Raw genomic sequence first — 22,304 nt, 5'->3', positions numbered from 1 at the left:
CTCAGGCGTCGAGCGTCAGGGTCACCTCGACCTCGTCGCCCAGGCCGACCCCCTCGCCCCGCCGCTCGGCGGCACGGAGCGGCACGAGGTACCCGCCGTCCTTCGGGAACAGCGACGTCGTCCAACGGGTCCGACCGATCTGGACCCCGACGGGGATGACGCCCCAGCCGTAGGTCAGCGACGGGGCGAGCTCGGCGATCAGGTCGGCGACGTCGTCGGCCACCGGCGCGAAGAAGAACGGCGCGGGTCCGCGCCACTCGATCACGCTCGTGCGGAAGGTCAGCTCCACGTCCTCAGCGCTCCTGACCGACGAGGGTCAGCAGCCAGTCGCGCGGCGCTGTCCGGTAGTCGGTCGGCATCGCGTCGCCGGACGCATCGATGGCCCGCTGCCAGCTCAGGACCCGCGGGACGACACCGAGGGTGGTAGCGAGCCCGACCAGGTGCTGCACGTCCGGGTCGTCACCGACGCCCGGTTCGTCGAAGAAGGTCTCCAGGTACGCGTCGACCGCGCCGGGCACGTCCTCACGACCGGCGACGAGCAGGCTGCAGAACGGATGCGAGACGCACGCATCACCCCAGTCGAACGGCACGGCTTCCCGCGCGAAGGCGTTCCCCGTGTGCAGGTCGCCGTGCTCGACGGTCGCCATCGGCAGCAGCTCGTCGAGTTCGGCGGCGGCATCCCCGAGCATCGGCAGCGCCGCACTGACCTCGGGCGCCCACCGGTCCACCAGCGCCGTTGCGACGTCGGGCAGCACCCCCAGGCGCACGTCGGGCACCCCGGCACGGACCAGGTCGTCGGCCGCGGCGGGCTCGGTGGCCCACTGCACCTCGGCATAGTGGCGCATCACGTCGAGCCAGGCCGCGTCGCGCGACACTGCGTCGGACAGCCGGACGATCGGGCCGCCGTCGGGCAGCAGGACGTGGTTGCCCTGCACCGCGACGGGGTGCTGCACGTGCGGGACCCCGTGGAGCGCCAGGATCCGGAGGACCGCGGGTTCGGCAGCGACCCCGTCGGGCGCGGTCTTCAGATAGTGGTCGCCGTCACTGGTCGTGACGCGCCAGACGGTGCTCCACGCGCGCTGCCGGATCTGCTCGACGCCGAGGACGTCGGTCCCCTGCTCGGCGAGGACCTCCCGGGCCCAGACCACCGCGTCAACCGAGTCGTCGTCCACACGAGCACCGTACCCGCACCGTGCGAGGTTGCTGCCACGTGCGAGGTTGATCGCCCCGTGCGCGGGCCGCACCGTGCGAGGTTGCTGCCACGTGCGAGGTTGATCGCCCCGTGCGCGGGCCGCACCGTGCGAGGTTGCTGCCACGTGCGAGGTTGATCGCCCCGTGCGCGGGCCGCACCGTGCGAGGTTGCTGCCACGTGCGAGGTTGATCGCCCCGCGCGAGGAAACAACCTCGCACGGGGCCATCAACCGCGCACCGCACGGAGCGGCGTGAGGATCACCCGGAGCGGCGCGAGCACGACCGACCGCGCGACACGCAGCCGCCCCACACGCAGCCGCGCTACCGGTAGACGGCGGACTGCCCGTACAGCACCTTGGTGAACGAGGACACGTACGGCGAGACGTCACCGTCGGGCAGGTTGTACGTCATGAAGACGCCGTACCCGTCCGACTTCGTCCGCTGCGCGAGCGACACGGCGGTGGCCTGCGGGGTGTTCTGGATGTCCACGGCCGCAGCGGACAGCTTCGACTTCGGCAGCCCCGGGATCGACGGCGCCGAGTACGTGCCGTAGTACGGGTTCCAGGCGTAGTCCAGCTTCGACCCGACGGCCGCGCTCGACGTCGACAGCGACGAGGACGCCGGGCCGATGTCGTAGAACGAGATGAGCTTGCCGGGCATGTCCGCCCGCAGCGCGCTGACCAGCCACCCGATCGACTGGTCGTTCGGCTGCGCGGTGCCGTTCGTGCCGTAGTCGGAGTACTCGTCGTCGAGGTCGACGCCGTCCAACCCGTACTTGCCCACCGTCGCCGCGACCTGGGACGCGAAGTCGGCGGCGGCGGCCTGCGAGGTGAAGTTCGCGATGCCGGCGCCCTGGTGGTTGCCGAGGACCGACAGCGACACCTTGATGCCCTTCGCCTGCAGCGGCCGGATCTGCGTCGCCGCGGCGTCGAGCGTCGCCTGGACGTTCTCGTTGTTCGACAGGACCGCCTTCGAGCCGTCCCAGTTGATGTTCGCGGCGAAGATGATCGCCACGTCGAACGCGTTCGCGCCGTTCGCCAACGTGTACCGGCCGACGTTCGACAGCTGGTCGTTGTTGACCTCGACGTAGGCGATGCTCGTCGGCCCGGACTTCGTCGCCCGCACATGCGGGTGCCCCGGGTGGCCGTGCCCGTGGCCGTGCCCCTTCCCCGGGGACTTCCCGGCGGACGACACCCCTGCGGACGATGCCCCGGCCGGCGCCGCGGACGCGGCCGACGGCACCAGCGGTACGGCGACCATCGCGACGATCGCCGCGACGATCCCGATCTTCATGGACTGCTTCATGACACTCCTCGTCGAGTGACGGAACCGGACGACGGTCGCCGCCCGGACCGGACGACGACCGTCGTCCGGGACCCGCCGCCGGGACACCCGAGGTCCCGGCGGCGGGCGTCTCAGCTCCGCGGGAAGCGGAAGGTGCGGACCTCGAAGGCGTCCACGGCGAACGCGGCGACCCCGTCGGTGACGGCGGCGACACCGGGCAGCGCGGCGTCCGGCTCCTCGAGCAGGGTCACCTCCACCGGCGCACCGAAGGGCCCGTCGACCGCCAGGCCACCGGTCCCCCGGCGTCCGGCGGGCTCGTAGACGCGGACGACCAGGTCGCCGGAACGGTCGTCGGCGAGCTTCACGCTCGACACGACCACGTCGCCGGAGGCCTGCACGAGCGGTGCGAACGCCGCATCGCCCGTGACCGTGCGTGACGCGGTGTTCATCAGGATGCCCGCGGTCGTGGCCCCGACGACGTCCGTGCCGATCACCATGCCGTACCGGTGCGTCTGCGTGCCCTGGTCGGTCTCCGGGTCCGGGAACCGCGGTGCCCGCAGCAGCGACAGCCGGATGGTCGTCGTGACGTGGCCGTCGACGGCGTCGCGCGTGACGTCGAAGCCGTGGATCGAGTCGTTCACGAGCGCGACGCCGAAGCCCGGCTCCTCGGCCAGGACGTAGCGGTGCATCGAGGTCTCGAACTTCGCTGCCTCCCACGAGGTGTTCGTGTGGGTCACCCGCTTCTGCGCGCCGAACTGGGTCTCGGCGAGCGTGTGCTCGGCGCGGACGTCGAGCGGGAACGCCACCTTGAGGAACTTCTCGGTCTCGTGCCAGTCGGTCGTCTGCGCGAACTCGAGCGTCCGGGAGCCGGGAGCGAGGGTGATCCGCTGCTCGAGCGTCGACGACCCGAACGCGCGTGACACGACGACCCGCGCCGTGCCGTCCGCGTCGACGGAACCCGTCAGGCTGGTGACGTCGACCAGGTCCTCGACCCGGTTGCGGTAGTACCGGTCGACGTCCCACGCGTCCCACATGTTCGGGAAGTCCTGGTGCAGCTGCAGCAGGTTGGCGACCTGGTCGGGGGCGATCGCGTCGCGTCCGGTGCTCAGGTCGACCGCGCTGGTGACGAGTCCGCGGCCGTCGATGACGATGCGGACGAGGTCGTTGGTGAGCACGAACCCGCCGTCCGCGTCGGCGAGCGCGACAGGGGTCGCGTCCGCGACGTCGGTCGCGAGCGTCGAGCCGAGCGCGGGGGCGCCGGACTGGAGGGTCGGGGCCGGGTTCACCACGACGGTCCGGTCCCCGTGACCGGCGAGTGCCGACAGGGCGGCGGCGATGAGAGCCTCCAGGCGGTTCGCCACCTCGGCGTACTTCGCCACCGCTTCGCGGTGCACCCAGGCGATCGAGGTACCCGGCAGGATGTCGTGGAACTGCTGCAGCAGGACCTGCTGCCACAGCGCGTCGAGCTCGTCGTACGGGTACGCGAAGTCGGTGCGGGCGGCGGCCGTGGCTGCCCAGAGCTCGGCCTCGACGAGCAGGTGCTCGCTGCGGCGGTTGCCCTGCTTGGTCTGGTGCTGGCTGGTCAGGGTCGCGCGGTGCAGCTCGAGGTAGAGCTCGCCGACCCACACGGGCGGGTTCTCCAGCTCGGACCGGGCCCGGTCGAAGAACGTGTCCGGGTGCTCCCACGTCACGCGCGCGCTGCCCTCGAGGTCAGCGAGCCGTGCTGCGGTGCCGGTCATCTCGCGCGTGGTGCCACCGCCGCCGTCACCCCAGCCGACCGGGGCGATCGACCCGGACGCCAGACGGTTCTCGCGGAACTGGCGCGAGGCCTTGGCGACCTCGGACCCGGAGAGCCGCGAGTTGTAGGTGTCCATCGACGGGAAGTGCGAGAACACCCGCGACCCGTCGATGCCCTCCCACAGGAACGTGTGGTGCGGGAACTTGTTCACCTGGTTCCACGAGATCTTCTGCGTGAAGAACCACTCGAAGCCGGCGCGACGCATCAGCTGCGGGAGCGCCGGCGAGTACCCGAAGCTGTCGGGCAGCCACACGCCCTTGGGCCGGATGCCGAACTCGCGCTCGAAGAACCGCTGGCCCTGCGAGAACTGCCGGACGATGCTCTCGCCGGTCGGCATCACGGTGTCGGACTCGACCCACATCCCGCCGAGCGGCAGGAACCGGCCGGCGGCGACGGCGTCCTTGACCTTGGCGTAGACCTCGGGGCGGTGCTCCTTGATCCAGGCGTACTGCTGCGCGCTGGACATGCCGTAGAGGAAGTCGTCGGTCTGGTCGATGAGCTCGGTCATGCTCGACGTGGTGCGCGCGACCTTGCGGATCGTCTCGCGCACCGGCCAGAGCCACGCGGAGTCGATGTGCGCGTGGCCGACGGCGGAGATCCGGTGCGCCGAGGCCTCGGCGGGTGCGGCCAGCACGTCGACGAGCGCGGCCCGGGCATCGGGCGCGGTCTCGGCGATGTGCTGCAGGTCGAGGGCGTCGAGCGCGTCGTCGAGGGCCTGCAGGATGCGCATGCGGCGCGGCCCCTGGGGCAGTTCCTCCTGCAGCTCGAGCAGCACGTCGATGTCGAGGGCGAGCTCGTGCACCTCGGACTCGAACACGGCGAGGTCCATCCGCCGCGAGGTGTAGAGCCGCTTCGACGACGAGGTCTGGATGTCGCCCTCCTGCGTCACGAGGAAGGGGTGGTAGTCGAGCAGCACCGGGTTGGATGCGGCCTCGACGAAGAACTCGACGGTCTCCCCGCCGACTGCCTGTTCGGCGATGAGCACCCACTGGTTGCGGGGGTTGATCGACTTCACCGGCGTGCCGTCGGCCAGGTAGACCAGCCCCTCGCACTGGAAGCCCGGCATGTTCTTGTCGAACCCGAGGTCGATGACGGCCTCCACACGTCGCCCGGTCCAGGCGACCGGGACGGTGCCGGAGAGCCGGAACCAGGTCGTGCCCCACGCGGCGCCCCACGGCGTGCCGACCTCGTACGGCTCGAACGTCAGCGCGAGGCCCTCGACGGGGGCGATCGGCTCGCCGGGGAGCTCGTGCCACGCCACGTCGAGCGGTGTCGCCGTACCGTGCACCGCGGGGGTGATCCGCTCGTCGAGGACCCGTCGAGCGCGGCCGGTGGTCAGGGGGATGTCGTCGTGCATGGTGCCTTCCGGGGGCTGGGGAGGATCAGGGCATGGTCGCGGGGTGCGCGACCGAGATCGGGGTGTGTGCGGCGTCGGTGTCGGCGGGCACGTCCATCGTGCTCGTCACCCCGCGGGCGGCGAGCAGCTCCGTGTCGGCGAGCCGCGATCGCAGGACGACCCGGGGGCCGACACCGTGCTGCTCGGCGAGGGCGAGCCAGGCGGCGGCGAACCGGCCGCCCGGGGCGCACTCGGCACGGACGCCGGGTGCAGGCGTGCCGTCGGGCCGGACGTCGTCGAGGACCAGGCCGACGTGCGGAGCGGTCCGGGCAGGACGATCGCTGCCGCCGAACTCCCGTGCCATCGCCCGGAACCGCTCCCCCGTCGGCTTCACGCGGCCTTCGTTCGTGAGCAGGCCGAGGTCGTACTCGAGCTCCGGGAAGTCGGCGAGCGAGCGGGAGACGTCGTGCGAGCACCACCACGTGACCCCGAGCAGGTGCTGCACGTCGAGCGCGTGCCGGATGGTCTGCTCCGTGAACGCGGGTGCGTCGGCGAGGGGCACGACGTTGGTGGGGGCGCCGACCTCCTGCAGCCAGTTCGGCCGCGCGGCGTCGTGGTTCCAGGCCGCGGCGAGCTGCAGCAGGTACTCGCCGTGACGGACGGACCCGGCACCGAGTGCTCCGTGCACGGCGGCCGCGCCGTTGAACACCCATGAGTGCGTGACGGTGGCGTCACCGTGGTCGGCCGCGTGCTCCGGCCCGAAGGGCTGGGCGTCGTCGTACCAGGCGGCGTCGTACTGCGCGACGGTGACGAGCGGCCCGGAGCGGGACCCGTTGCCGGACGCGGCCGCCGCGCCGGAGCCGAGTGGGGCCTCCCGGCCAGCGGACGCCAGTCCGGACCGTGCCGCGGCGACCATCGCCGCTGCCCACGTGTGCCCCTGCTCGGCCGTGATGGCGTGCGGTGAGGGGTGCGGGGCGTGCGCGAACTGGTTGACCTCGTTACCGATGGTGATCCCGAGCAGGTTCGGCCGGTCCGCCACCGCTGCGGCGAGCGCTCGCACGTACGCGGCGGTCGACGCGACGACGTCCGGGTCGGTGAACATGTTGCGCCGGTGCCACGAGTCGAGCCAGGACGGCAGGAAGTCGAAGCTCGACAGGTGTCCCTGCAGGGCGTCGACCGTGACGTCGAGGCCGAACGACGCCGCGATGTCGACCACCCTGGCGACGTCGTCGAGCGCCTGCTGCCGGATCAGGGTGCGGTTCGGCTGGACGACCGGCCAGAGCGGGAAGACCCGCACGTGGTCGGCGCCGAGCGACGCGATCGCCTCGAGGTCACGCGCCGTGTCCGAGGCCGAGAAGTCGAGCCACGAGTGGAACCAGCCGACCGACGGGGTGTAGTTGACACCGAACCGCATCAGCCCTTCACACCGCCCTCTTCGACGCCCTTGAAGAAGAACCGCTGCAGGACGGCGAAGATCACGGCGATCGGGATGAACGCGATCATCGTGCCGGCCGCGATCAGGCGCTGGTCGGTGCCGAACGTGCCGCGCAGGTACTCGAGCCCGACCGTCAGCGTCAGCTTGTCCGGGGACTGCAGCACGATGAGCGGCCAGAGGAAGTCGTCCCACGCGCCGATGAACGCGAAGATCGCGATGACGGCGATCGTGCCCTGGACCGCCGGCAGCGAGATGTACCGCAGCCGCTGCCAGGCGTTCGCGCCGTCCATCACCGCGGCCTGGTCGATCTCGTCGGGGATCTGCCGGAACGCGTTGAACATGAGCAGCACGTTGAGCGCGGCGATCATGCCGGGCAGGGCGACCCCGACCAGGTTGTCGGCCAGGCCGAGGTCCTTGACCGTGACGAACTGCGAGATGATCGTCGCCTCGCCGGGGAGCACGAGCGTGGCGAGGAACAGCCCGAGCACGGCCTTGCGGAAGCGCCACTGCAGCCGGGCGAGGGCGAAGCCCGCCAACGTCGCGAACACGATGTTCCCGATGACGTCGATCGCCGCGACGATGAGCGAGTTGCCGATGTACCCGAACACCGGGATCGCGTCGCCGACGCGCAGGTAGTTGCCGAACGTGGGCTGCGACGGGATGAACGACGGGTTCGCCGTGTAGATGTCCTCGCCGGGGCCCTTGAGCGACGTCGAGAGCTGCCAGAGGAACGGCCCGATCGTGATGAACAGCACCACGATGAGCAGGACGTACCTGATGGCCTTCTCGCGGGTGGACATGACGCCCCAGACGGCGCGGCGGCGCCGACGGGGCGGACGGGAGGCTCCCCCTCCGCCCGTCGCGCCGGTCACGTCCGGCGTCGGTGCGGCGGTGCCGGCGTTGCCGCCGATGACCGGCTCGGTCGTCGTGTTCGTCATCGGTCCGCCTTGCTGTTCATGCGCGCCAGGGCGAGCATCGGGATGAGCGTCACCGCGAAGAGCAGCAGGCTCAGCGCCGACGCGTACCCGAGGTTGCCCGTGAAGCCGCGCGCGTACTGCTGGATGAGCATGACCAGGGAGTTGTCCTGCCCGCCGGGCCCGCCCGTGCCGTTCGTCAGGATGTAGAGCTCGCTGAACACCCGGAGCGCACTCACGCACACGAGGATCCCGACCAGGGTGAGGGTGCCGCGGACCCCGGGCATCGTGACGCTCCAGAAGCGGCGGATCGACCCGGCGCCGTCGAGGGCAGCGGCCTCGTGCAGCTCCTTGCCGACGTTCCCGAGGGCCGCCAGGAAGATGATCATGTAGTAGCCCAGGCCCTTCCAGACCGTCAGGCTGATCGCGCTGAACAGCAGCAGCCACCGGTCCGTCAGGAACGGGATGCTCCCCTGCGCGATCCCGAGCGACTGCACCATCTCGTTGATGACGCCGCGGTCGTCGAGGATCCAGTTCCAGATCAGCCCGACGACGACCGCGCTGGCGATCACCGGCGTGTAGTAGGCCGTGCGGAAGAACGCGATGCCGGGCAGCTTCTGCTGGACGAGCACCGCCATCAGCAGCGGCAGGACCGTCAGCAGCGGCAGGCAGATCGCCATGTAGATGACGCTGTTGAGCAGCGCCTCCCACACCTGCGGGTCGGCCAGCAGGGTCTGGAAGTTCGCGAGCCCGACCCAGCGGCTGACCCCACCGAGCGGGCTGGCGTTCGTGAACGACAGCCGGACGGTGTTGATCGACGGCCAGAGGCTGAACGCGACGAGCCAGACGAGCGCCGGCAGGACCAGCAGCCAGGGGGTGAACCAGCGGTTGGCGCGCATCAGCCGTTCGCCAGCAGCGTGTTCATCTTGGTCTGCGCGGTCTGCAGGGCCTTCTCGGGGCTGGTGTCACCCTTCATCGCGAGGGCGATCTGCTGGTCGAGGAAATCGGTCATCGCCGAGTTCGCCTCGACCGGGTTGAGGTTCTTCGCGGTCTTCAGGGCGTCGTTCGCGAGCACGCGGGCCTTGCCCTCGACGGTGCCGTCGTCCTTCGAGAAGAACGGGTCGGACTGCGACGAGGTGGTCGACGGGAAGATGTTCACCAGGTGCGCGAAGGCCTCCTGGTTCTTCGCGTTCGTCATGAACGAGGCCAGGGCCTCGGCCGTGGCGAGGTGCTTCGACTTGCTCGACACCGACAGCCCCTGCACGTACAGCGGCGGGTTGTCCAGCGCCGGGGAGACGACGATGTTGCCCTTGAGCGACGGGTTGTTCTTCTCGAAGTCGCTGATCGCGGTGGCGCCACCGGTGGTCCAGGCGACCTTGCCCTGGGTGAACAGGGTCGAGTTGCCGAGGTAGTCGGTGTTCAGGACCGACGAGGGCATGAGGCCCTCCTTGTACGCCTTCGCGTACTTGCTGATCAGGTCGGCGGCCTTCGACGAGTCCGCGAAGGTGAACTTCGTGCCCTTGTCGTTGATGATCTTGACGCCGGCAAGCGAGAAGTCGCTCAGGCCGGGCTTGCGGCTCATCAGGTAGTCGTCCGGGCACTTCGCGTGCATGGTCGCGGCCTGCGAGAACAGCTGGTCGGTGGTCTTGGGCGGGCTGGCCGGGTCGAGGCCGCACTGCTGGAACATCGTCTTGTTCCAGTAGTCGATGTCCGTGTTGAGGTACCAGGGGTACCCGAAGGTGCCGTCGACGCCCTTGTAGTTGTACGCGGCGAGCGCGCCCTTGACGTAGGTGCTCGAGAGCTTGCTGTCGTCCTTGGAGACGTCCTGCAGGAACCCGCGCTTGGCGAGCGGCAGCGCGATGTCCGGCGGCAGGTTGATCACGTCGGGCAGCGAGTTGCTCGACGCCTGGCTGAGCACCTTGTCGGCGTAGCCGTCGCCGGGCTGGTCGACGAGCTTGACCTTTGCGTCCGGGTGCTGCTTCTCGAAGGCCTTCACGACGCCGTTGAGGTAGTCCGTGTACGTGGGCGTGAGTGCCCACGTCTGCAGCGTGATCGTGCCGGAGACGTCGCCGCCGCCGTTGCCGCTCGCGCCGCTGCCGCCGGCCGAGCAGCCGGTCAGTGCCAGGGCCGCTGCGGCGACACCGGCGAGCAGGCCGACGGCCCGGGTGGTGGTGGTTCGTGTGGTGGATCTCATCGCGTCGGACTCCCTCGTGCGTGCGGATGGTGCTGCTGATGTCGTGCTGAACCGGTTGAGTGCTGATCGCGCTGCCGGTCGGATGAGCCCGACTATGAGCGACTAAAGCGTTATAGTCAAGCCATGGCCATCCAGCGTCGGACGACGATCGCCGACATCGCCGCGAAGGCCGGCGTGTCGATCAGCGCCGTCTCGTTCGCCCTCAACGACCGCCCCGGTGTGTCCGACGCGACCCGTGCCCGGGTGCGTGCCGTCGCCCGTGAACTCGACTGGCAGCCCCACACCGCGGCGCGCGCCCTGGGCGGTGCGAAGGCCGGCTCGATCGGCTTCGTGCTCAACCGTCCCGCCCGCACGCTCGGCACCGAGTCGTTCTTCGGCGACCTGATCTCCGGCATCCAGCTCGGCCTGGCCGGCTCCCACGTCGGTATGAACCTGCTGGTCGCGCGGGACGCCGACGAGGAACTCCAGACCTACCGCGACTGGTGGAACGGCCACCGCGTCGACGGGGTGATCGTCATCGACCCGCGACACGACGACGCCCGGCTCCGCCTGCTCGACGAGCTCGGGATGCCGACCGTGGTCGTCGGGTCACACCCGGCCCCCGCCGGAGCCGCCCCCACGGTGTGGATCGACGACTCCGACGCCACCGAGAAGGTCCTGCGCTACCTGCACGCCCTCGGCCACCGGCGCATCGCCCACGTCGCCGGTCGCCCGGAGTACGAACACACCGCGATGCGCATCGACCGTCTCCGCGAGTTCGCCGCCGCGCACGACCTCGACGACACGGTCTCCATCCCGACGGACTACGCGGCCGACACCGGCGCAGCCGCGACCCGCGAGCTGCTGTCCCGACGCAGCCGACCGACCGCGATCGTGTTCGACAACGACGTGCTCGCGGTGGCCGGCCTGGGCGTCGCGAGCGAGATGGGCGTCGCGGTGCCGGCCGACGTCTCGATCGTGTCGTTCGACGACTCGGCGATGGTCCGCCTGGTCCGTCCGGCGATCACCTCGCTCACCCGCGACACCGTCGAGCTCGGCCAGCGTGCGGCCACCCTGCTGCGCCGGCAGATCGATGTGGACCACGCCCTGCCGTCCGAGCCCGGGCCCGTCCTGACCCTGAGCGTGCGCGAGAGCACGGGCCGCGCACCGAGCTGAGACCGTCGCTCGACGTCAGCCGCGACACGCGCAGCTGACCGCCGGGTCCCGCCGCGCTGCCCGGCCCGACTTGACGCGGCATTCGAACACACGTTCGAATACCGTCGTGGGACGGCGTCGCGATAACCGGTGGCAGCCTCCGGAACACCCGGAGGTCGAGCGGCCGCACGCCTACTCACTGTCCGACGACGCCCGCGGCCCGGACGTCTGCCACGCCGTCACGCCGCTGCCGGTCTGGGCGTGGATCCAGTTCCCGACGTTCCACGTCCGGGTGAAGGCCTTCGCGAAGAGCTGGACGCGCGACGCGGTGCTGGTCGAGTGGGCACAGTTCGGGCAGCAGTCCGAGGCCTGGGTCTGGCGTTCGGCCGTCAAACACCGCGTTCTCCGGACAGAGCGCGCGCATCGGACTCCACATGGCGCACGCGATTGACAGGTGCGCTGGCGCGGAGGATCGTTCGATCCGCCCCGGTACAGCAAGAATCACGACGATCAAGACATCAGTCCGGTGACCGTCGCCCCATGACCGGAAGGGAGCACCCGTGAAGAACCTCGACGTGCCGTCCTGGGTGGCACACGTGCTCACCCCGCCCGACGTCATCGCTGCCTACGTCGAACGCAGGATCAACGACCCCGCCCTGCTGTCGGGCGAGCAGCACGAACCCACCTACGCGGACTTCCTCCGCGCCGAGTAGACCGTCACCCCGACGCTCGCCGCCGTCACGCAGGCGAGCGCGACCACCTCGACGGGCGAGAGCGCCTCGCCGAGGACCACCAGCCCGGCGAGGGCCGCGATCGCCGGGCCCAGACTCTGCAGCACGCCGAACACCCGGGTGGGCATCCGCCGCAGGGCGAGCATCTCGAGCGCGTACGGCAGCACGCTCGACAACACCGCGACCGCACCGAACACGACGAGCAGGGTCGGGTCGGCGACGATGCCGTCGACGGCGGTCCGCAGGCCGAACGGCAGCGAGACGGCCATCGCGACGAGCATCGAGACGGCGAGCCCGTCGACGCCCGGGATGATCGAGCCGACGTGCCGGTTCATCACGATGTAGCCGGCCCAGCACCCTGCCGCCGCCACCGCGGCGGCCACTCCGCCGAGTTCCGTGACGGCGGAGGGTCCGACCCCGAGCAGCACGACGCCGAGCAGCGCCAGCGCCGCCCAGAGGGCGTCCCGCCAGCGTCGGGTGTGCACGAGCGACAGGGCGAGCGGGCCGAGGAACTCGATCGTCACGGCGACCCCGATGGGGATCGTGGCGAACGCCAGGTAGATGAAGACGTTCATGCCGCCGAGCGCCAGCCCGAGGCCGACCGCCCCGAGCCACTGCGGCCGCTGCCAGTGCCGCACCCGCGGGCGGACGACGGCGAGCAGCACCGCCGCACCGATCACCAGGCGCAGCGTGGCCGCACCCACGGAGCCGACCTCCTCGAAGCGGGTCTTCGCGATCGCGGCACCGAGTTGGACCGAGACGATCGCGGCGAGCGCGAGCAGCGGCGCGGGGATCCGGGTCGAGCGGGCGGGGTCGGCCGGGGACCGGGTCATCCGAGGTAGGCGAGGACGGCGAGGACGCGGCGGTGGTCCTCGCCCGTGTCCTCCAGCGCGAGCTTCGCGAAGATGCTCGACACGTGCTTCTCGACGGCGCCGGTGCCGATGACGAGCGCCCGGGCGATCGCGGCGTTGGTCCGTCCCTCGGCCATCAGCCCGAGCACCTCGCGCTCACGCGGCGTCAGCGCCTCGAGCGGGTCACGGCGTCGTTGCATCAGCTGCGTGACGACCTCGGGGTCGAGCACGGTGCCGCCGGAGGCGACCCGGCGCACGGCGTCGTCGATCTCCTCGAGTCGGGTGACGCGGTCCTTGAGCAGGTAACCGACCCCCGACGAGCCGGATGCCAGCAGCTCCTCGGCGTAGGTCGCCTCGACGTACTGCGAGAGCAGGAGCACGCCGGTGGACGGGGAGGTCCGTCGGGTCTCGACGGCGGCGCGGACGCCCTCGTCGGTGAAGGTCGGCGGCATCCGGACGTCCATGACGACGACGTCCGGGGTCTGCTCCGGCAGGGCCGCCAGGAAGGACGCGGCGTCGGCGTACTGCGCGATGACGTCGATGCCGGCCTCGTCGAGCACCCGCGCGAGCCCCTCGCGCAGCAGCACCGCGTCGTCGACGACGACGGCCCGGATGCGTGCTGCATCCGGGCCGTCGGTCATGCTCCCAGACTAGTGCCGGCGGTCACCGCACCGTGGGCACCCCGTTGAGCGCGCCGAGCGGGATCCGTGCCGTCGCCTCGGTGGGGCCACCCTGGGGGCTCGACACCGTCAACTCGCCGTCGAGGGAGCGCATCCGACCCATGAGGCCCTCGATCCCGTGCCCCTCCTGCACGCTCGCCCCGCCCACGCCGTCGTCCGTGACGCTCACCGTCAGGTGCCACACCGCGGACGCGTCGACGACGAGCCCGAGGTAGACGCCAGCGGTCGAGGCCCCCGCGTGCTTGGTCGTGTTCGTCAGGAGCTCGGAGACCGTGAAGTAGACGTTGCGCTGGATCTCGGTGCCGAGGGTCAGCCCCTCGGGCAGCCGGACGTCGAGGCCGACGGGGATCGGGGTCCGGGCGACGAGGGCCTCGAGCGCGGCGACGAGCCCCCGGTCGAGCAGGATCGGCGGCGCGAAGCCCCGCGACAGCGCCCGGAGTTCGTCGAGCGCGTCCTTGGCGTGCTCCGACGCCTCGCCGATGAGCCGCTTCGCTCCCTCGGGGTCCTTCTCGAACGCCCGCTCGGCTGCGGCCAGGTCCATGCGGAGCCGGACGAGCCGCTGCTGCGGGCCGTCGTGCAGGTCGCGTTCGATCTGCCGCAGGGTCTGCCCCTCCGCTGTCGCCGCTCCGGCGCGGGAAGCCTGCAGTCCCGCCACCCGCTGCTCGAGCTGTTCCGCGCGGAACCCGCCGAGCAGCCCGAAGTCGATCCAGTAGTGCGCGAGCACCGACCCGCGCGACCAGAGCGGCAGCAGGACGACCGAGGCGGCCATGCTCACCGCGCACGCCACGGCACCGAGCACCCAGGCCCAGCCCTGGTCGAGGCTGTTCTCCATGAGCCACTGGTTGATCTGCCATCCCCACCGCAGTGCCGTGACCCCGGCGACGATCGGGCCGAAGAAGCCGACCACCAGGAGTGCGCCGGCGCCGACGGTGACCAGGGCCGCGAGGGGGTAGACGACCGCTGCGTGCAGCAGGTAGAGCCAGTAGTGCGGGTTGGCGACGGCGGAACCGGTCCGGGCCCACCAGTTCTGCTGCCAGCGCGGGGTCCAGTCGACCGGTCGGATCGGGCGGTCGTCTGCCCACGAGATGCGCAGCCGTTCGAACTGCCCGAGCCAGCGCGCGACGAACAGCGCCACGAAGAACATCAGCAGCACGATCGGGTTGAAGAGGTCGTGGAACCCACCGCCGAAGACCGCTGCTGGGAACGCGAAGTAGAGCGTGCAGAGCAGCACCGCGGTGAGCGCCATGTACCCGAAGTCGCGCGGGAACCGGCGCCAGGCCTGACGGTAGAACCCACCAGCCGTCGGGTTCGGCGGATCGGTCGGCAGCTGCGGTGGCTGCTCCTGGGTCGGTTGCGCCGGCATGGGGGTGGTGGCTCCCGGGGGTACGGCGTCGTCCAGCGGCACGGTGATCGCCTGGTCGAGTCGGTCGGTGTCGGTCATGGGTCCAGCATCCCGAACCCGGGTGCCCGGACCCATCCTGCCCCCTCCCCGACCAGGGGTGGGGTTGACCCCACCCCCGGCGTTATGGTGTCGGCATGGGGACGACGGGGACCACGACACGGGGACGACTGACCGCACTGGCGGCGGTGGTCGCGGGGCTCGGGGCGGCCGTCGGCGGGGTCGCAGGGCTGGGTGTCCTGACGCAGTTGGACCCTGGCGCCTGGGTCCTGGTCGTCGTCGGGGTGGTGACGGCAGCCGCCGCGCTCGTCGCCGGACTGTCTGCGGCACGCCGAGCGGACCGGACGTCACTCGGCTTCGCTGTGGCCGCGCTGTGCACGGCGCTGGCTGGCCTCGGCATCGGGTCGCCCGCGATCCCGGTCGCGACGATCCTGACGACCGCGGCACAGGCGCTGCTCGTCGCCTTCGGCGTCCTCGTCGTGCGTTCCGGGAGCAGTGCGTCGCGTGCCGCCGGCTGGGTGGTCGCCGTCGGCGCGGCGGTCTGGCTGCTCGGAGGCCCGGCACTGTGGCTCGGGACGCTCCCCGGCACCACGCAGACGGGGCTGACGGTCCTGTTCGCGGTCCCCGCGGCCGGGCGGGTCGTGGCGTTCGTCGTCGCAGCCCTGCTGTTCGCCGGCCCGCTCGTCCGTCCGGTCGGTGACGGCGCCCGGTTCCTCTGGTCCACCGCCGACGTCCGCTGACGCACTGTCCACAGGTGGTCGGTCCCGTGCTGCGTGACGCGTCACGCTGGGGGGATGGGCGACGCACTCCGCGCGATGGTGGACGCGGTCGGTCTCGACAGAGACATGACGGAGACCCTGCGGAACGGTGCGCATACGGCCCGGTCCGTCCGCGGTCTGCGCCAGGCTATGCAAGCCCGGCCGCGACCTCCGGAGCCTCGTCGGGGATCGTCCACGGTTCCTCGCTCATGCCGCCGCTGCCGCGGATGCCCGTGACGGTGCCGTCGGCGTCGCGGGCGACGACGATGTCCTCGTCGACGGAGCCGAAGCGGTTGCCGTGGGTCATCCGGAGCGTGTCCTGGTCGACGACCTCGAGCCGGGTGGGCGACTCCATCGGGTCGGGGCCGGACGGGTCGATCGCGAGCAGCCGGTCGCCCACGCGGGCGATGTCGGTGACGCCCCAGGGGTTGGCGTAGCGACCAGTGAAGCGCGCGGCCTGCTCGGCGGTCACGACGGCGCCGGGCGCACCGGTGTCGGCCGCTGCGTCGAGCAGGTGGATGATGCCGGTCGCCAGGAGCGTCGCCGGGCCTGCGGCGGCGCTCGTCATCACGGACACGACGAGCCCGGACTCGGGGTCGAACAGCGACTGCGTGATGTGCCCGGGGAACCCGCCGGAGTGGCCGCGGACCTCGCGCCCGCCGATGCGGTCGACGATGAAGCCCGCGCCGTAGCCCCGGGCCGCCGGGTCATCCTCGGTGGCGCTCCACGACTTCCGCTGCGCCAGGCGCTTGGAGTGGTCGCTCAGCAGGTCCCCCTGCCCGAGGACGTGGGCGGAGAAGTACCGGACCAGGTCGGACGCGGTGCCGTGGAAGCCGGTCGCTGCGGCCATCGCCCGGGTGTCGACGTGCGCGACGCGCTGCCGGTGCCGTGCGACGTGGAAGCCGGAGTAGCCCACCACGAAGTCGTCCTCGCGCGACGGGTCCCAGTCCGGGCCGGTGTTCCGCAGGCCGAGTGGCTCGACGATCTCCTGGCGGACGAAGTCGTTGTAGCTCCGTCCGGAAGCCGCGGCGATGACGAGCCCGAGCAACGAGTACCCGAGGTTCGAGTAGTTGAACGAGGATCCCGTCGGCACCTTCTGCCCGCGGTCGAGGACGAGCGCCAGCAGTTCGTCCTCGTCCGGGAACGGCCGCGCGAGGGACCAGTAGTCGCCGTCGTGGCCGTCGCGGATCACGCCCGCACCCATCTCCATGAGCTCCCGGACCGTGGCGTCCGCGATCGGCGAGCCGCCCTCGACCAGCGCGGGCACGTACGTCCCGACGGTGTCGTCGAGGCGCAGCACCCCACGCTCGGCGAGCAGCAGCAGCGCGGTCGCGGTGAAGGTCTTCGAGTGCGAGGCGATCCGGAACAGGTCGGTCGTGGTCAGGCGTCGGCCGGCCTCGACGTCGGCGTGGCCCCAGGCTTCGGAGAACAGCTCCTCGCCGCGGTACCCGATCGCGACCTGCACGCCCGGCACGCGGAGCTGCCAGACCTTGTAGGCGACCCAGTCGCGGATGGTGGGCAGGGTCGTGCGGTACGCGTCGCGTGTGGCCTCGGTGTCGGTCACGGTGGTCCTTCCAGGAGAGCGGTGGGTCGGTGGGTCGGTGGGTCGGTGGGTCGGTGGGTCGAGTCTGACGTCAGCGGCGACGCGAGTCGAGTGCCGCCCGGTCCACTGCCCGACCCTCGTTGCGAGACAGCGTCGTGTTCACGGATCCCGACCACGACAGGTGGTGCACTGCACGTGGGAACTTCCACCATCCGGGAACACCGGGAAACGACGCCCGTCGCGCCGGCACACTCCGCTGTGCCACGCTGGCGGACATGCGGCACACCCCACACTTCCTGATGACCGACGTCGACGAGGTGCGGCGCCTGGTCCGTGGCAACCCGTGGGCGACGATCGTGTCCCACACGGACGCCGGGATCGTGGCCTCGCACTACCCGTTCCTGCTCGAGGAGCCCGCTCCCGGCGAGGACCCCGACCAGCTCGTGCTCGTCTCGCACGTCGGCCGGCCCGACGAGGTCGCGCACGAACTCGGGCAGCACGAGGTGCTCGTCATCGTGCAGGGCCCACACGGGTACGTCTCGCCCGCGTGGTACCCGGCCGACCAGTTCGTGCCGACCTGGAACCACGTCACCGCCCACCTGTGGGGCACGCCCGAGATCCTGTCCGACGACGAGAACTTCCGTGTCCTCGGCGAGCTCGTCGACCACTTCGAGCGGGTCATGCCCGACCCGGTCTCGCTCGACGTCGACGAGGACACCGCTCGGCGGATGGCGAAGGGGACCGTGGGCATCCGCATCCGCGTCACCCGCTTCGACGCCCGCGCGAAGCTCTCCCAGAACAAGGCCCCGGGGGTCGTCGACGACATCGTCGCCGGACTCCGCGGCGACGGCCCCTACGCCTCGCCGGCACTCGCCGACGAGATCGAGCGGGTCCGGTCCGCCGCCGGTGACGACCAGGGCGGACGGGAGGCCGAGTGAGCGAGGTCCTGCTCCGCACCGTCCGCCGGGTGGGCACCTCCGGCGCACCCGCCGACGTCCGGGTCACCGACGGCGTGGTGACCGCGGTCGCCCCCGCCGGCACCCTCGACGCCACGAGCACCGACACCGACGTGCTGCAGGCGGACGGCGCCTGGCTCGGCCCCGGGCTCGTCGACCACCACACCCACTTCGACCAGTGGGCGCTCGTGCGTCGACGTGTCGACGTCTCGGCAGCGGACTCGGCCGAGGCCACCGCCGACCTGCTCGCTGTGGTGGCACGGACCGGCGTCGCGGACCGCGTCCTCATCGGCCACGGGTACCGCGACGGGATGTGGCCCCGCCCCGCCCGCCGCGAGCTGCTCGACCGGGCCGCACCGGGCCTCCCGGTCGTCGTCGTGAGCGCGGACCTGCACGCCGTGTGGTGCAACGCCCTCGCGCTCAGCCACTTCGGCGCCGTGCTCGGGCGTCCGTTGGTAGCGGGTGAGGACGGGGTCCTGCGCGAGCAGGACGCCTTCGACGTCACCGGGGCGCTCTCCCAGGTGCCGGACGAGGTCCTGGACGGGTGGGTCGCCGACGCCGCCGAGGCCGCCGCGGCCCGGGGCGTCACCCGGGTCGTCGACCTCGAGATGCGCTTCGGGCTCGACCGGTGGACGCGGCGGATGCGCGGCGGCACCGATGCCCTGCGCGTGTCGTCCGGTGTCTACGCGGCCGACCTCGACACCGCGATCGCCCGGGGACTGCGGACCGGCGACGTCGTCGCGGGCACCAGGGGCCTGCTGACCATGGGGCCGTTCAAGGTCATCACCGACGGGTCGCTCGGCACCAGGACCGCGGCGCTCGCCGACGGGTCGGGGGTGCTCGCGTGGTCGTTCGACGACCTCGTGGCGATCACCCGCCGAGCCGTCGACGCCGGGCTCGTGCCCGCGGTCCACGCCATCGGCGACCGCGCGAACACCCTGGCCCTCGACGTCTTCGAGGCGGTCGGGACCCGCGGCACGATCGAGCACGCCCAGCTGCTGGCGGACGCCGACCTGGCGCGGTTCGCCCGGCTCGGGGTCGCCGCGTCGGTGCAGCCCGAGCACGCGATGGACGACCGGGACATCGCGGACCACCACTGGGCGGGCGTCACCGACCGGGCGTTCGCGTTCGCGTCACTGGCCCGCGCCGGTGCCCGCGTGCTGCTCGGGTCGGACGCTCCCGTGGCGCCGCTCGACCCATGGGTGTCGCTCGCCGCGGCCGTCGGGCGGGACCGCGACGGCCGCGAGCCGTGGCACCCGTCGGAGCGGCTGTCGGCGCTGACCGCGTGGACGGGCTCGACCGACGGACGGGTGGGCGTGGCCGTCGGCGACGTCGCGGACCTGGTGCTCGTGGAGTCCGATCCGCTGACGGCGTCGTCGACGGCGCTGCGGACCATGCCCGTGCTCGCGACGGCGGTCGCCGGGCGGTGGACGCACCGCGACCGGTGACGGCTACTTCTGGTCCTTCGGGCACCAGTAGAGCTTGCGGCCGGCCATGTCCGCCATCCGGATCTCGGTGCCGCACACCCGGCAGGGCTCGCCCTGACGGTGGTACACCCAGTGCCGGTCCTTGCGGGAGCGCAACGCTTTCTTGCGGTCGGTGTCGGACAGCCCGTCCATCGTCATCATCAGCCCGTCGCGCACCCCGTCGTGCAGCAGCTTCGACCAGTCGGCCCAGAGCGCCTTGGCCTGCTTGACGGTGACCTTCTTGCCGACCTTGTAGGGGTCGAGGCGCTGGCGGAACAGCAGTTCGGCACGGTAGATGTTGCCGATGCCGCTCACCACGGCCTGGTCCATCAGCAGCTGGCCGATCGCGACGTTGCGCTTCCGGACGTTGTCGACGAAGACCTTCTCGGCCTCGGGGCCGTCGTCGTTGACGGGGTCGGGGCCGAGCTTGTCGAGCGCGCGCTGCACCCCGGCGGCGTCCTCGACCACGCAGGCGGTGGGTCCACGCAGGTCGCCGACGGTGTCCTCGGTCAGCAGACGGACGCGCACCTGTCCGACGGGGTCCGGGGGGAACGCCTCGATCGGGTCCTCGGACTTCTCCTGCTCGGCCATCCGGTACCGGGCGAGCCGCGGTGCGCCGATCGAGGCCAGCGACTCCTCGCGGTCGTCGTCGTCCGACAGCGCCTCGGAGGTCGAGATCACACCGGCGAAGTCCCACGCGCCGTACAGCCCCAGGTGCACGCGCAGGAACAGGTCGTCCTCGAACTCGAGGAACAGCTGCTTGCCCACCGCCCGTGACGCGACCATGCGCTTGCCGTCGAGCTGTGCGGCACCCTCGGCGAAGCGCCCCTGCGGGCTCGACACCTCGCAACGCTTGCCGACGAAGTGCCGGGTGAACTGGTTGGCGATCCTGTGGACGGAGTGACCCTCGGGCATGCGACCCGTTCTACCCGGTGCCGCTGACGGTCGGTGTCCCCCGACGGTCGGCTACGCGTCGACCTGCTTGCCGGCGATGGTGCCGGTCTGCTCGTACTCGGCGAGCTGCGCGATGCGGCGCGCGTGGCGTTCCTCACCGGAGAAGGGCTCGTTGATGAACAGGTCGACGAAGTCGATCACCTCGGCTTCAGTGTGCTGGCGCGCGCCGAGCGAGATGACGTTCGCGTCGTTGTGCTGGCGGGCCAGCAGCGCGGTCGACTCGTTCCACACCAGGGCGGCGCGGACGCCCTCGACCTTGTTCGCCGCGATCTGCTCGCCGTTGCCGGAACCGCCGAAGACGACGCCGAGCGCCTGGACGCCCGCGCGCTGGTCCTCGACGACGGCGTGCGCGGCGTTGATGCAGAACGAGGGGTAGTCGTCGAGCGCGTCGTACTCGGTCGGGCCGTGGTCGATGACCTGGTGTCCGGCGTCGGTCAGGTGCGACGCGAGGGTCTTGCTGAACTCGAGGCCGGCGTGGTCCGTTCCGAGGTGGATGCGCATGGTCCGATCCTATTCCCGGCCGCGCACGCCCCTGGCCACGACCACGACGTACCGACAGGGGTCGGCCGAGTCGTTCCGGTAGGTCACCTCGGCGGGGTCGCCGAGCTCGATCCGGTCGCCCGCGGCGAGTCGCACCGGCTCGTCGCCGACGACGAGTCCGAGCTCGCCGTCGACCACCCAGATGCAGTGGCGCAGGAACGCGTAGGCCGACGCCGGGTACGTCACGTGCGCTCCGGCCGGGAGGACCACCTCGGTCACGTCGACGGGGAAGTCCGCGCTCGACACGGGACGGCGCCGGTACCCGGTGTCCGGGTCCGTCCAGTGGTCGGCGGTCGCCCCGCGCTGCACGCCGGTCGCGTCGTCGGGGCTGCCCGACTCCGGACGCTGCCCGGCCGCACCCTCGTCGAGCAGCTGCGAGATCGTCATCCCAAACGCTCCCGACAGCCGGCCGAGGATCGTCGCCGTCGGGCTCGACACCCCGCGTTCGACGCGGTTGATCATCGCGCGGGAGACGCCGGACTCCTCGGCGAGCTCGGTCAGGCTCCAGCGTCGCTCGGTGCGGAGGTGCTGCAGCCGTTCACCGAGGAGCCGGTCGTCGTCTACGATCTGAGACATGGCGACAGCATATGCGACGAACGGAACCCCACCCGCGTCGGGCGTCACGGTCCGGGACTGCGAACCCCGTGACCTCGACGTCGTCCACGCGCTGCACGTCGACGCCACCCTGCACACGACGGCGGTGTGGCAGGACGAGCCCGAGAGCCGCGAGTGGTTCGACACGTGGTTCGCCCAGCGCCGTGCCGCCGGGTTCCCGGTGCTGGTCGCCGAGGTGGACGGCGTCGTCGCCGGGTACGTGACGTACGGCCCGTTCCGTCCGCGCCCCGGGTACCGGCACACCGTCGAACACAGTGTCTACGTGCGATCCGGGTACCGCGGACGTGGCATCGCGTCGACGCTGATGCACGCGCTCATGGCACATGCCCGCCAGCACGACGTGCACGTGGTGATGGCCGCCATCTGCAGCGAGAACACCGGCTCGATCGCCCTGCACGAGCGCCTCGGGTTCGAGGTCGTGGCCGTGCTGCCCGAGGTCGGACGCAAGTTCGACCGCTGGCTCGACCTCACCCTGATGCTCCTGCCGCTGTCCTGACGGACGCGGATGGCGACGGCGGGGCCGAG

General features: G+C 71.4%; 22 protein-coding genes. 7 read left to right on the top strand and 15 right to left on the bottom strand.

What is annotated here, in order from left to right:
- Position 1: 1 nt before the first annotated feature.
- The 8 genes from DEJ13_RS05395 to DEJ13_RS05360 form a co-directional block, all read right to left on the bottom strand.
- A complete protein-coding gene (locus DEJ13_RS05395; protein WP_111107907.1) occupies positions 2 to 289 on the bottom strand; it encodes a DUF1905 domain-containing protein in 288 nt (95 codons plus the stop codon).
- A gap of 4 nt (positions 290 to 293) precedes the next feature.
- On the bottom strand, positions 294 to 1,172 hold the full coding sequence (locus DEJ13_RS05390; RefSeq protein ID WP_146245313.1) for an aminoglycoside phosphotransferase family protein: 879 nt from the start codon (positions 1,170 to 1,172) through the stop codon (positions 294 to 296).
- A gap of 340 nt (positions 1,173 to 1,512) precedes the next feature.
- Positions 1,513 to 2,496 (bottom strand): endo-beta-N-acetylglucosaminidase H, encoded by a 984-nt coding sequence (locus DEJ13_RS05385; protein WP_220037613.1) that lies wholly within the window; start codon positions 2,494 to 2,496, stop codon positions 1,513 to 1,515.
- Between the two features lie 110 nt (positions 2,497 to 2,606).
- Positions 2,607 to 5,630 (bottom strand): alpha-mannosidase, encoded by a 3,024-nt coding sequence (locus DEJ13_RS05380; protein ID WP_111107909.1) that lies wholly within the window; start codon positions 5,628 to 5,630, stop codon positions 2,607 to 2,609.
- A 25-nt stretch (positions 5,631 to 5,655) separates the two neighbouring features.
- Positions 5,656 to 7,023: a glycoside hydrolase 5 family protein gene (locus tag DEJ13_RS05375; protein ID WP_111107910.1), complete on the bottom strand. Its 1,368-nt coding sequence runs from the start codon at positions 7,021 to 7,023 to the stop codon at positions 5,656 to 5,658.
- Positions 7,023 to 7,982 (bottom strand): carbohydrate ABC transporter permease, encoded by a 960-nt coding sequence (locus tag DEJ13_RS05370; RefSeq protein ID WP_220037614.1) that lies wholly within the window; start codon positions 7,980 to 7,982, stop codon positions 7,023 to 7,025. Before DEJ13_RS05370 ends, DEJ13_RS05375 begins: the two co-directional genes overlap by 1 nt.
- On the bottom strand, positions 7,979 to 8,857 hold the full coding sequence (locus tag DEJ13_RS05365; protein WP_111107911.1) for a carbohydrate ABC transporter permease: 879 nt from the start codon (positions 8,855 to 8,857) through the stop codon (positions 7,979 to 7,981). Before DEJ13_RS05365 ends, DEJ13_RS05370 begins: the two co-directional genes overlap by 4 nt.
- Complete coding sequence (locus DEJ13_RS05360) at positions 8,857 to 10,152, bottom strand: ABC transporter substrate-binding protein (protein ID WP_111107912.1); 1,296 nt, start codon at positions 10,150 to 10,152, stop codon at positions 8,857 to 8,859. Before DEJ13_RS05360 ends, DEJ13_RS05365 begins: the two co-directional genes overlap by 1 nt.
- 123 nt (positions 10,153 to 10,275) lie before the next feature.
- On the opposite strand from DEJ13_RS05360, the gene DEJ13_RS05355 reads away from it, so the two are divergent.
- The 3 genes from DEJ13_RS05355 to DEJ13_RS05345 all read left to right on the top strand — a co-directional run bounded on the left by DEJ13_RS05355 (position 10,276) and on the right by DEJ13_RS05345 (position 11,999).
- Positions 10,276 to 11,307 carry a LacI family DNA-binding transcriptional regulator gene (locus DEJ13_RS05355; RefSeq protein WP_111107913.1) on the top strand — a complete coding sequence of 344 codons (1,032 nt, stop codon included), beginning with the start codon at positions 10,276 to 10,278 and terminating at the stop codon, positions 11,305 to 11,307.
- Between the two features lie 106 nt (positions 11,308 to 11,413).
- On the top strand, positions 11,414 to 11,737 hold the full coding sequence (locus tag DEJ13_RS05350; RefSeq protein WP_220037615.1) for a hypothetical protein: 324 nt from the start codon (positions 11,414 to 11,416) through the stop codon (positions 11,735 to 11,737).
- A gap of 109 nt (positions 11,738 to 11,846) precedes the next feature.
- Entirely contained in the window at positions 11,847 to 11,999 is a 153-nt protein-coding gene (locus DEJ13_RS05345) for a hypothetical protein (protein WP_181437124.1), read from the top strand.
- On the opposite strand, the gene DEJ13_RS05340 is transcribed toward DEJ13_RS05345, so the two are convergent.
- Genes DEJ13_RS05340 through DEJ13_RS05330 form a run of 3 tightly spaced genes read right to left on the bottom strand, consistent with a single transcriptional unit; the run spans position 11,972 to position 14,989 of the window.
- Positions 11,972 to 12,850, bottom strand: coding sequence for an EamA family transporter (locus tag DEJ13_RS05340; protein WP_111107915.1), 879 nt, complete (start codon positions 12,848 to 12,850; stop codon positions 11,972 to 11,974). The genes DEJ13_RS05345 and DEJ13_RS05340 overlap by 28 nt on opposite strands.
- Complete coding sequence (locus DEJ13_RS05335) at positions 12,847 to 13,509, bottom strand: response regulator transcription factor (RefSeq protein WP_111107916.1); 663 nt, start codon at positions 13,507 to 13,509, stop codon at positions 12,847 to 12,849. The genes DEJ13_RS05340 and DEJ13_RS05335 overlap by 4 nt, the downstream gene beginning before the upstream one ends.
- A 22-nt stretch (positions 13,510 to 13,531) precedes the next feature.
- The gene (locus DEJ13_RS05330) at positions 13,532 to 14,989 is read right to left on the bottom strand and encodes a sensor histidine kinase (protein WP_111107917.1); all 1,458 of its coding nucleotides are present in this window, start codon (positions 14,987 to 14,989) and stop codon (positions 13,532 to 13,534) included.
- Between the two features lie 95 nt (positions 14,990 to 15,084).
- Here DEJ13_RS05330 and DEJ13_RS05325 point away from each other — a divergent pair, with 95 nt between their 5' ends.
- Positions 15,085 to 15,687, top strand: coding sequence for a hypothetical protein (locus DEJ13_RS05325; RefSeq protein WP_111107918.1), 603 nt, complete (start codon positions 15,085 to 15,087; stop codon positions 15,685 to 15,687).
- A gap of 166 nt (positions 15,688 to 15,853) precedes the next feature.
- Here DEJ13_RS05325 and DEJ13_RS05320 read toward each other — a convergent pair whose 3' ends face one another.
- Entirely contained in the window at positions 15,854 to 17,269 is a 1,416-nt protein-coding gene (locus DEJ13_RS05320) for a serine hydrolase (protein WP_258374188.1), read from the bottom strand.
- Between the two features lie 254 nt (positions 17,270 to 17,523).
- Between DEJ13_RS05320 and DEJ13_RS05315 the strand changes: the two genes are divergently transcribed.
- Complete coding sequence (locus DEJ13_RS05315; protein WP_111107919.1) at positions 17,524 to 18,186, top strand: FMN-binding negative transcriptional regulator; 663 nt, start codon at positions 17,524 to 17,526, stop codon at positions 18,184 to 18,186.
- Positions 18,183 to 19,652 (top strand): amidohydrolase, encoded by a 1,470-nt coding sequence (locus DEJ13_RS05310; RefSeq protein ID WP_111107920.1) that lies wholly within the window; start codon positions 18,183 to 18,185, stop codon positions 19,650 to 19,652. The genes DEJ13_RS05315 and DEJ13_RS05310 overlap by 4 nt, the downstream gene beginning before the upstream one ends.
- A gap of 3 nt (positions 19,653 to 19,655) precedes the next feature.
- Here the strand turns inward: DEJ13_RS05310 and DEJ13_RS05305 are convergent, their stop codons facing one another.
- From DEJ13_RS05305 to DEJ13_RS05295, 3 genes are read right to left on the bottom strand one after another with little or no spacing between them, the layout of a single operon-like run.
- Positions 19,656 to 20,585, bottom strand: a complete 930-nt coding sequence (locus DEJ13_RS05305) for an Fpg/Nei family DNA glycosylase (protein WP_056121967.1) — start codon at positions 20,583 to 20,585, stop codon at positions 19,656 to 19,658.
- Between the two features lie 51 nt (positions 20,586 to 20,636).
- The gene (locus DEJ13_RS05300) at positions 20,637 to 21,125 is read right to left on the bottom strand and encodes a ribose-5-phosphate isomerase (protein ID WP_056121968.1); all 489 of its coding nucleotides are present in this window, start codon (positions 21,123 to 21,125) and stop codon (positions 20,637 to 20,639) included.
- A gap of 9 nt (positions 21,126 to 21,134) precedes the next feature.
- Complete coding sequence (locus tag DEJ13_RS05295) at positions 21,135 to 21,740, bottom strand: XRE family transcriptional regulator (RefSeq protein WP_111107921.1); 606 nt, start codon at positions 21,738 to 21,740, stop codon at positions 21,135 to 21,137.
- On the opposite strand from DEJ13_RS05295, the gene DEJ13_RS05290 reads away from it, so the two are divergent.
- Positions 21,739 to 22,275: a GNAT family N-acetyltransferase gene (locus DEJ13_RS05290; RefSeq protein WP_111107922.1), complete on the top strand. Its 537-nt coding sequence runs from the start codon at positions 21,739 to 21,741 to the stop codon at positions 22,273 to 22,275. The two genes, DEJ13_RS05295 and DEJ13_RS05290, sit on opposite strands and share 2 nt — an antisense overlap.
- The last annotated feature ends 29 nt before the right edge of the window (positions 22,276 to 22,304 follow it).

The sequence above is a fragment of the Curtobacterium sp. MCLR17_007 genome, assembly GCF_003234655.2.
Taxonomy (GTDB): Bacteria; Actinomycetota; Actinomycetes; order Actinomycetales; family Microbacteriaceae; genus Curtobacterium.
Note: the sequence above shows the minus strand (reverse complement) of the source record. Positions and strands in the feature narration are given on the sequence as shown.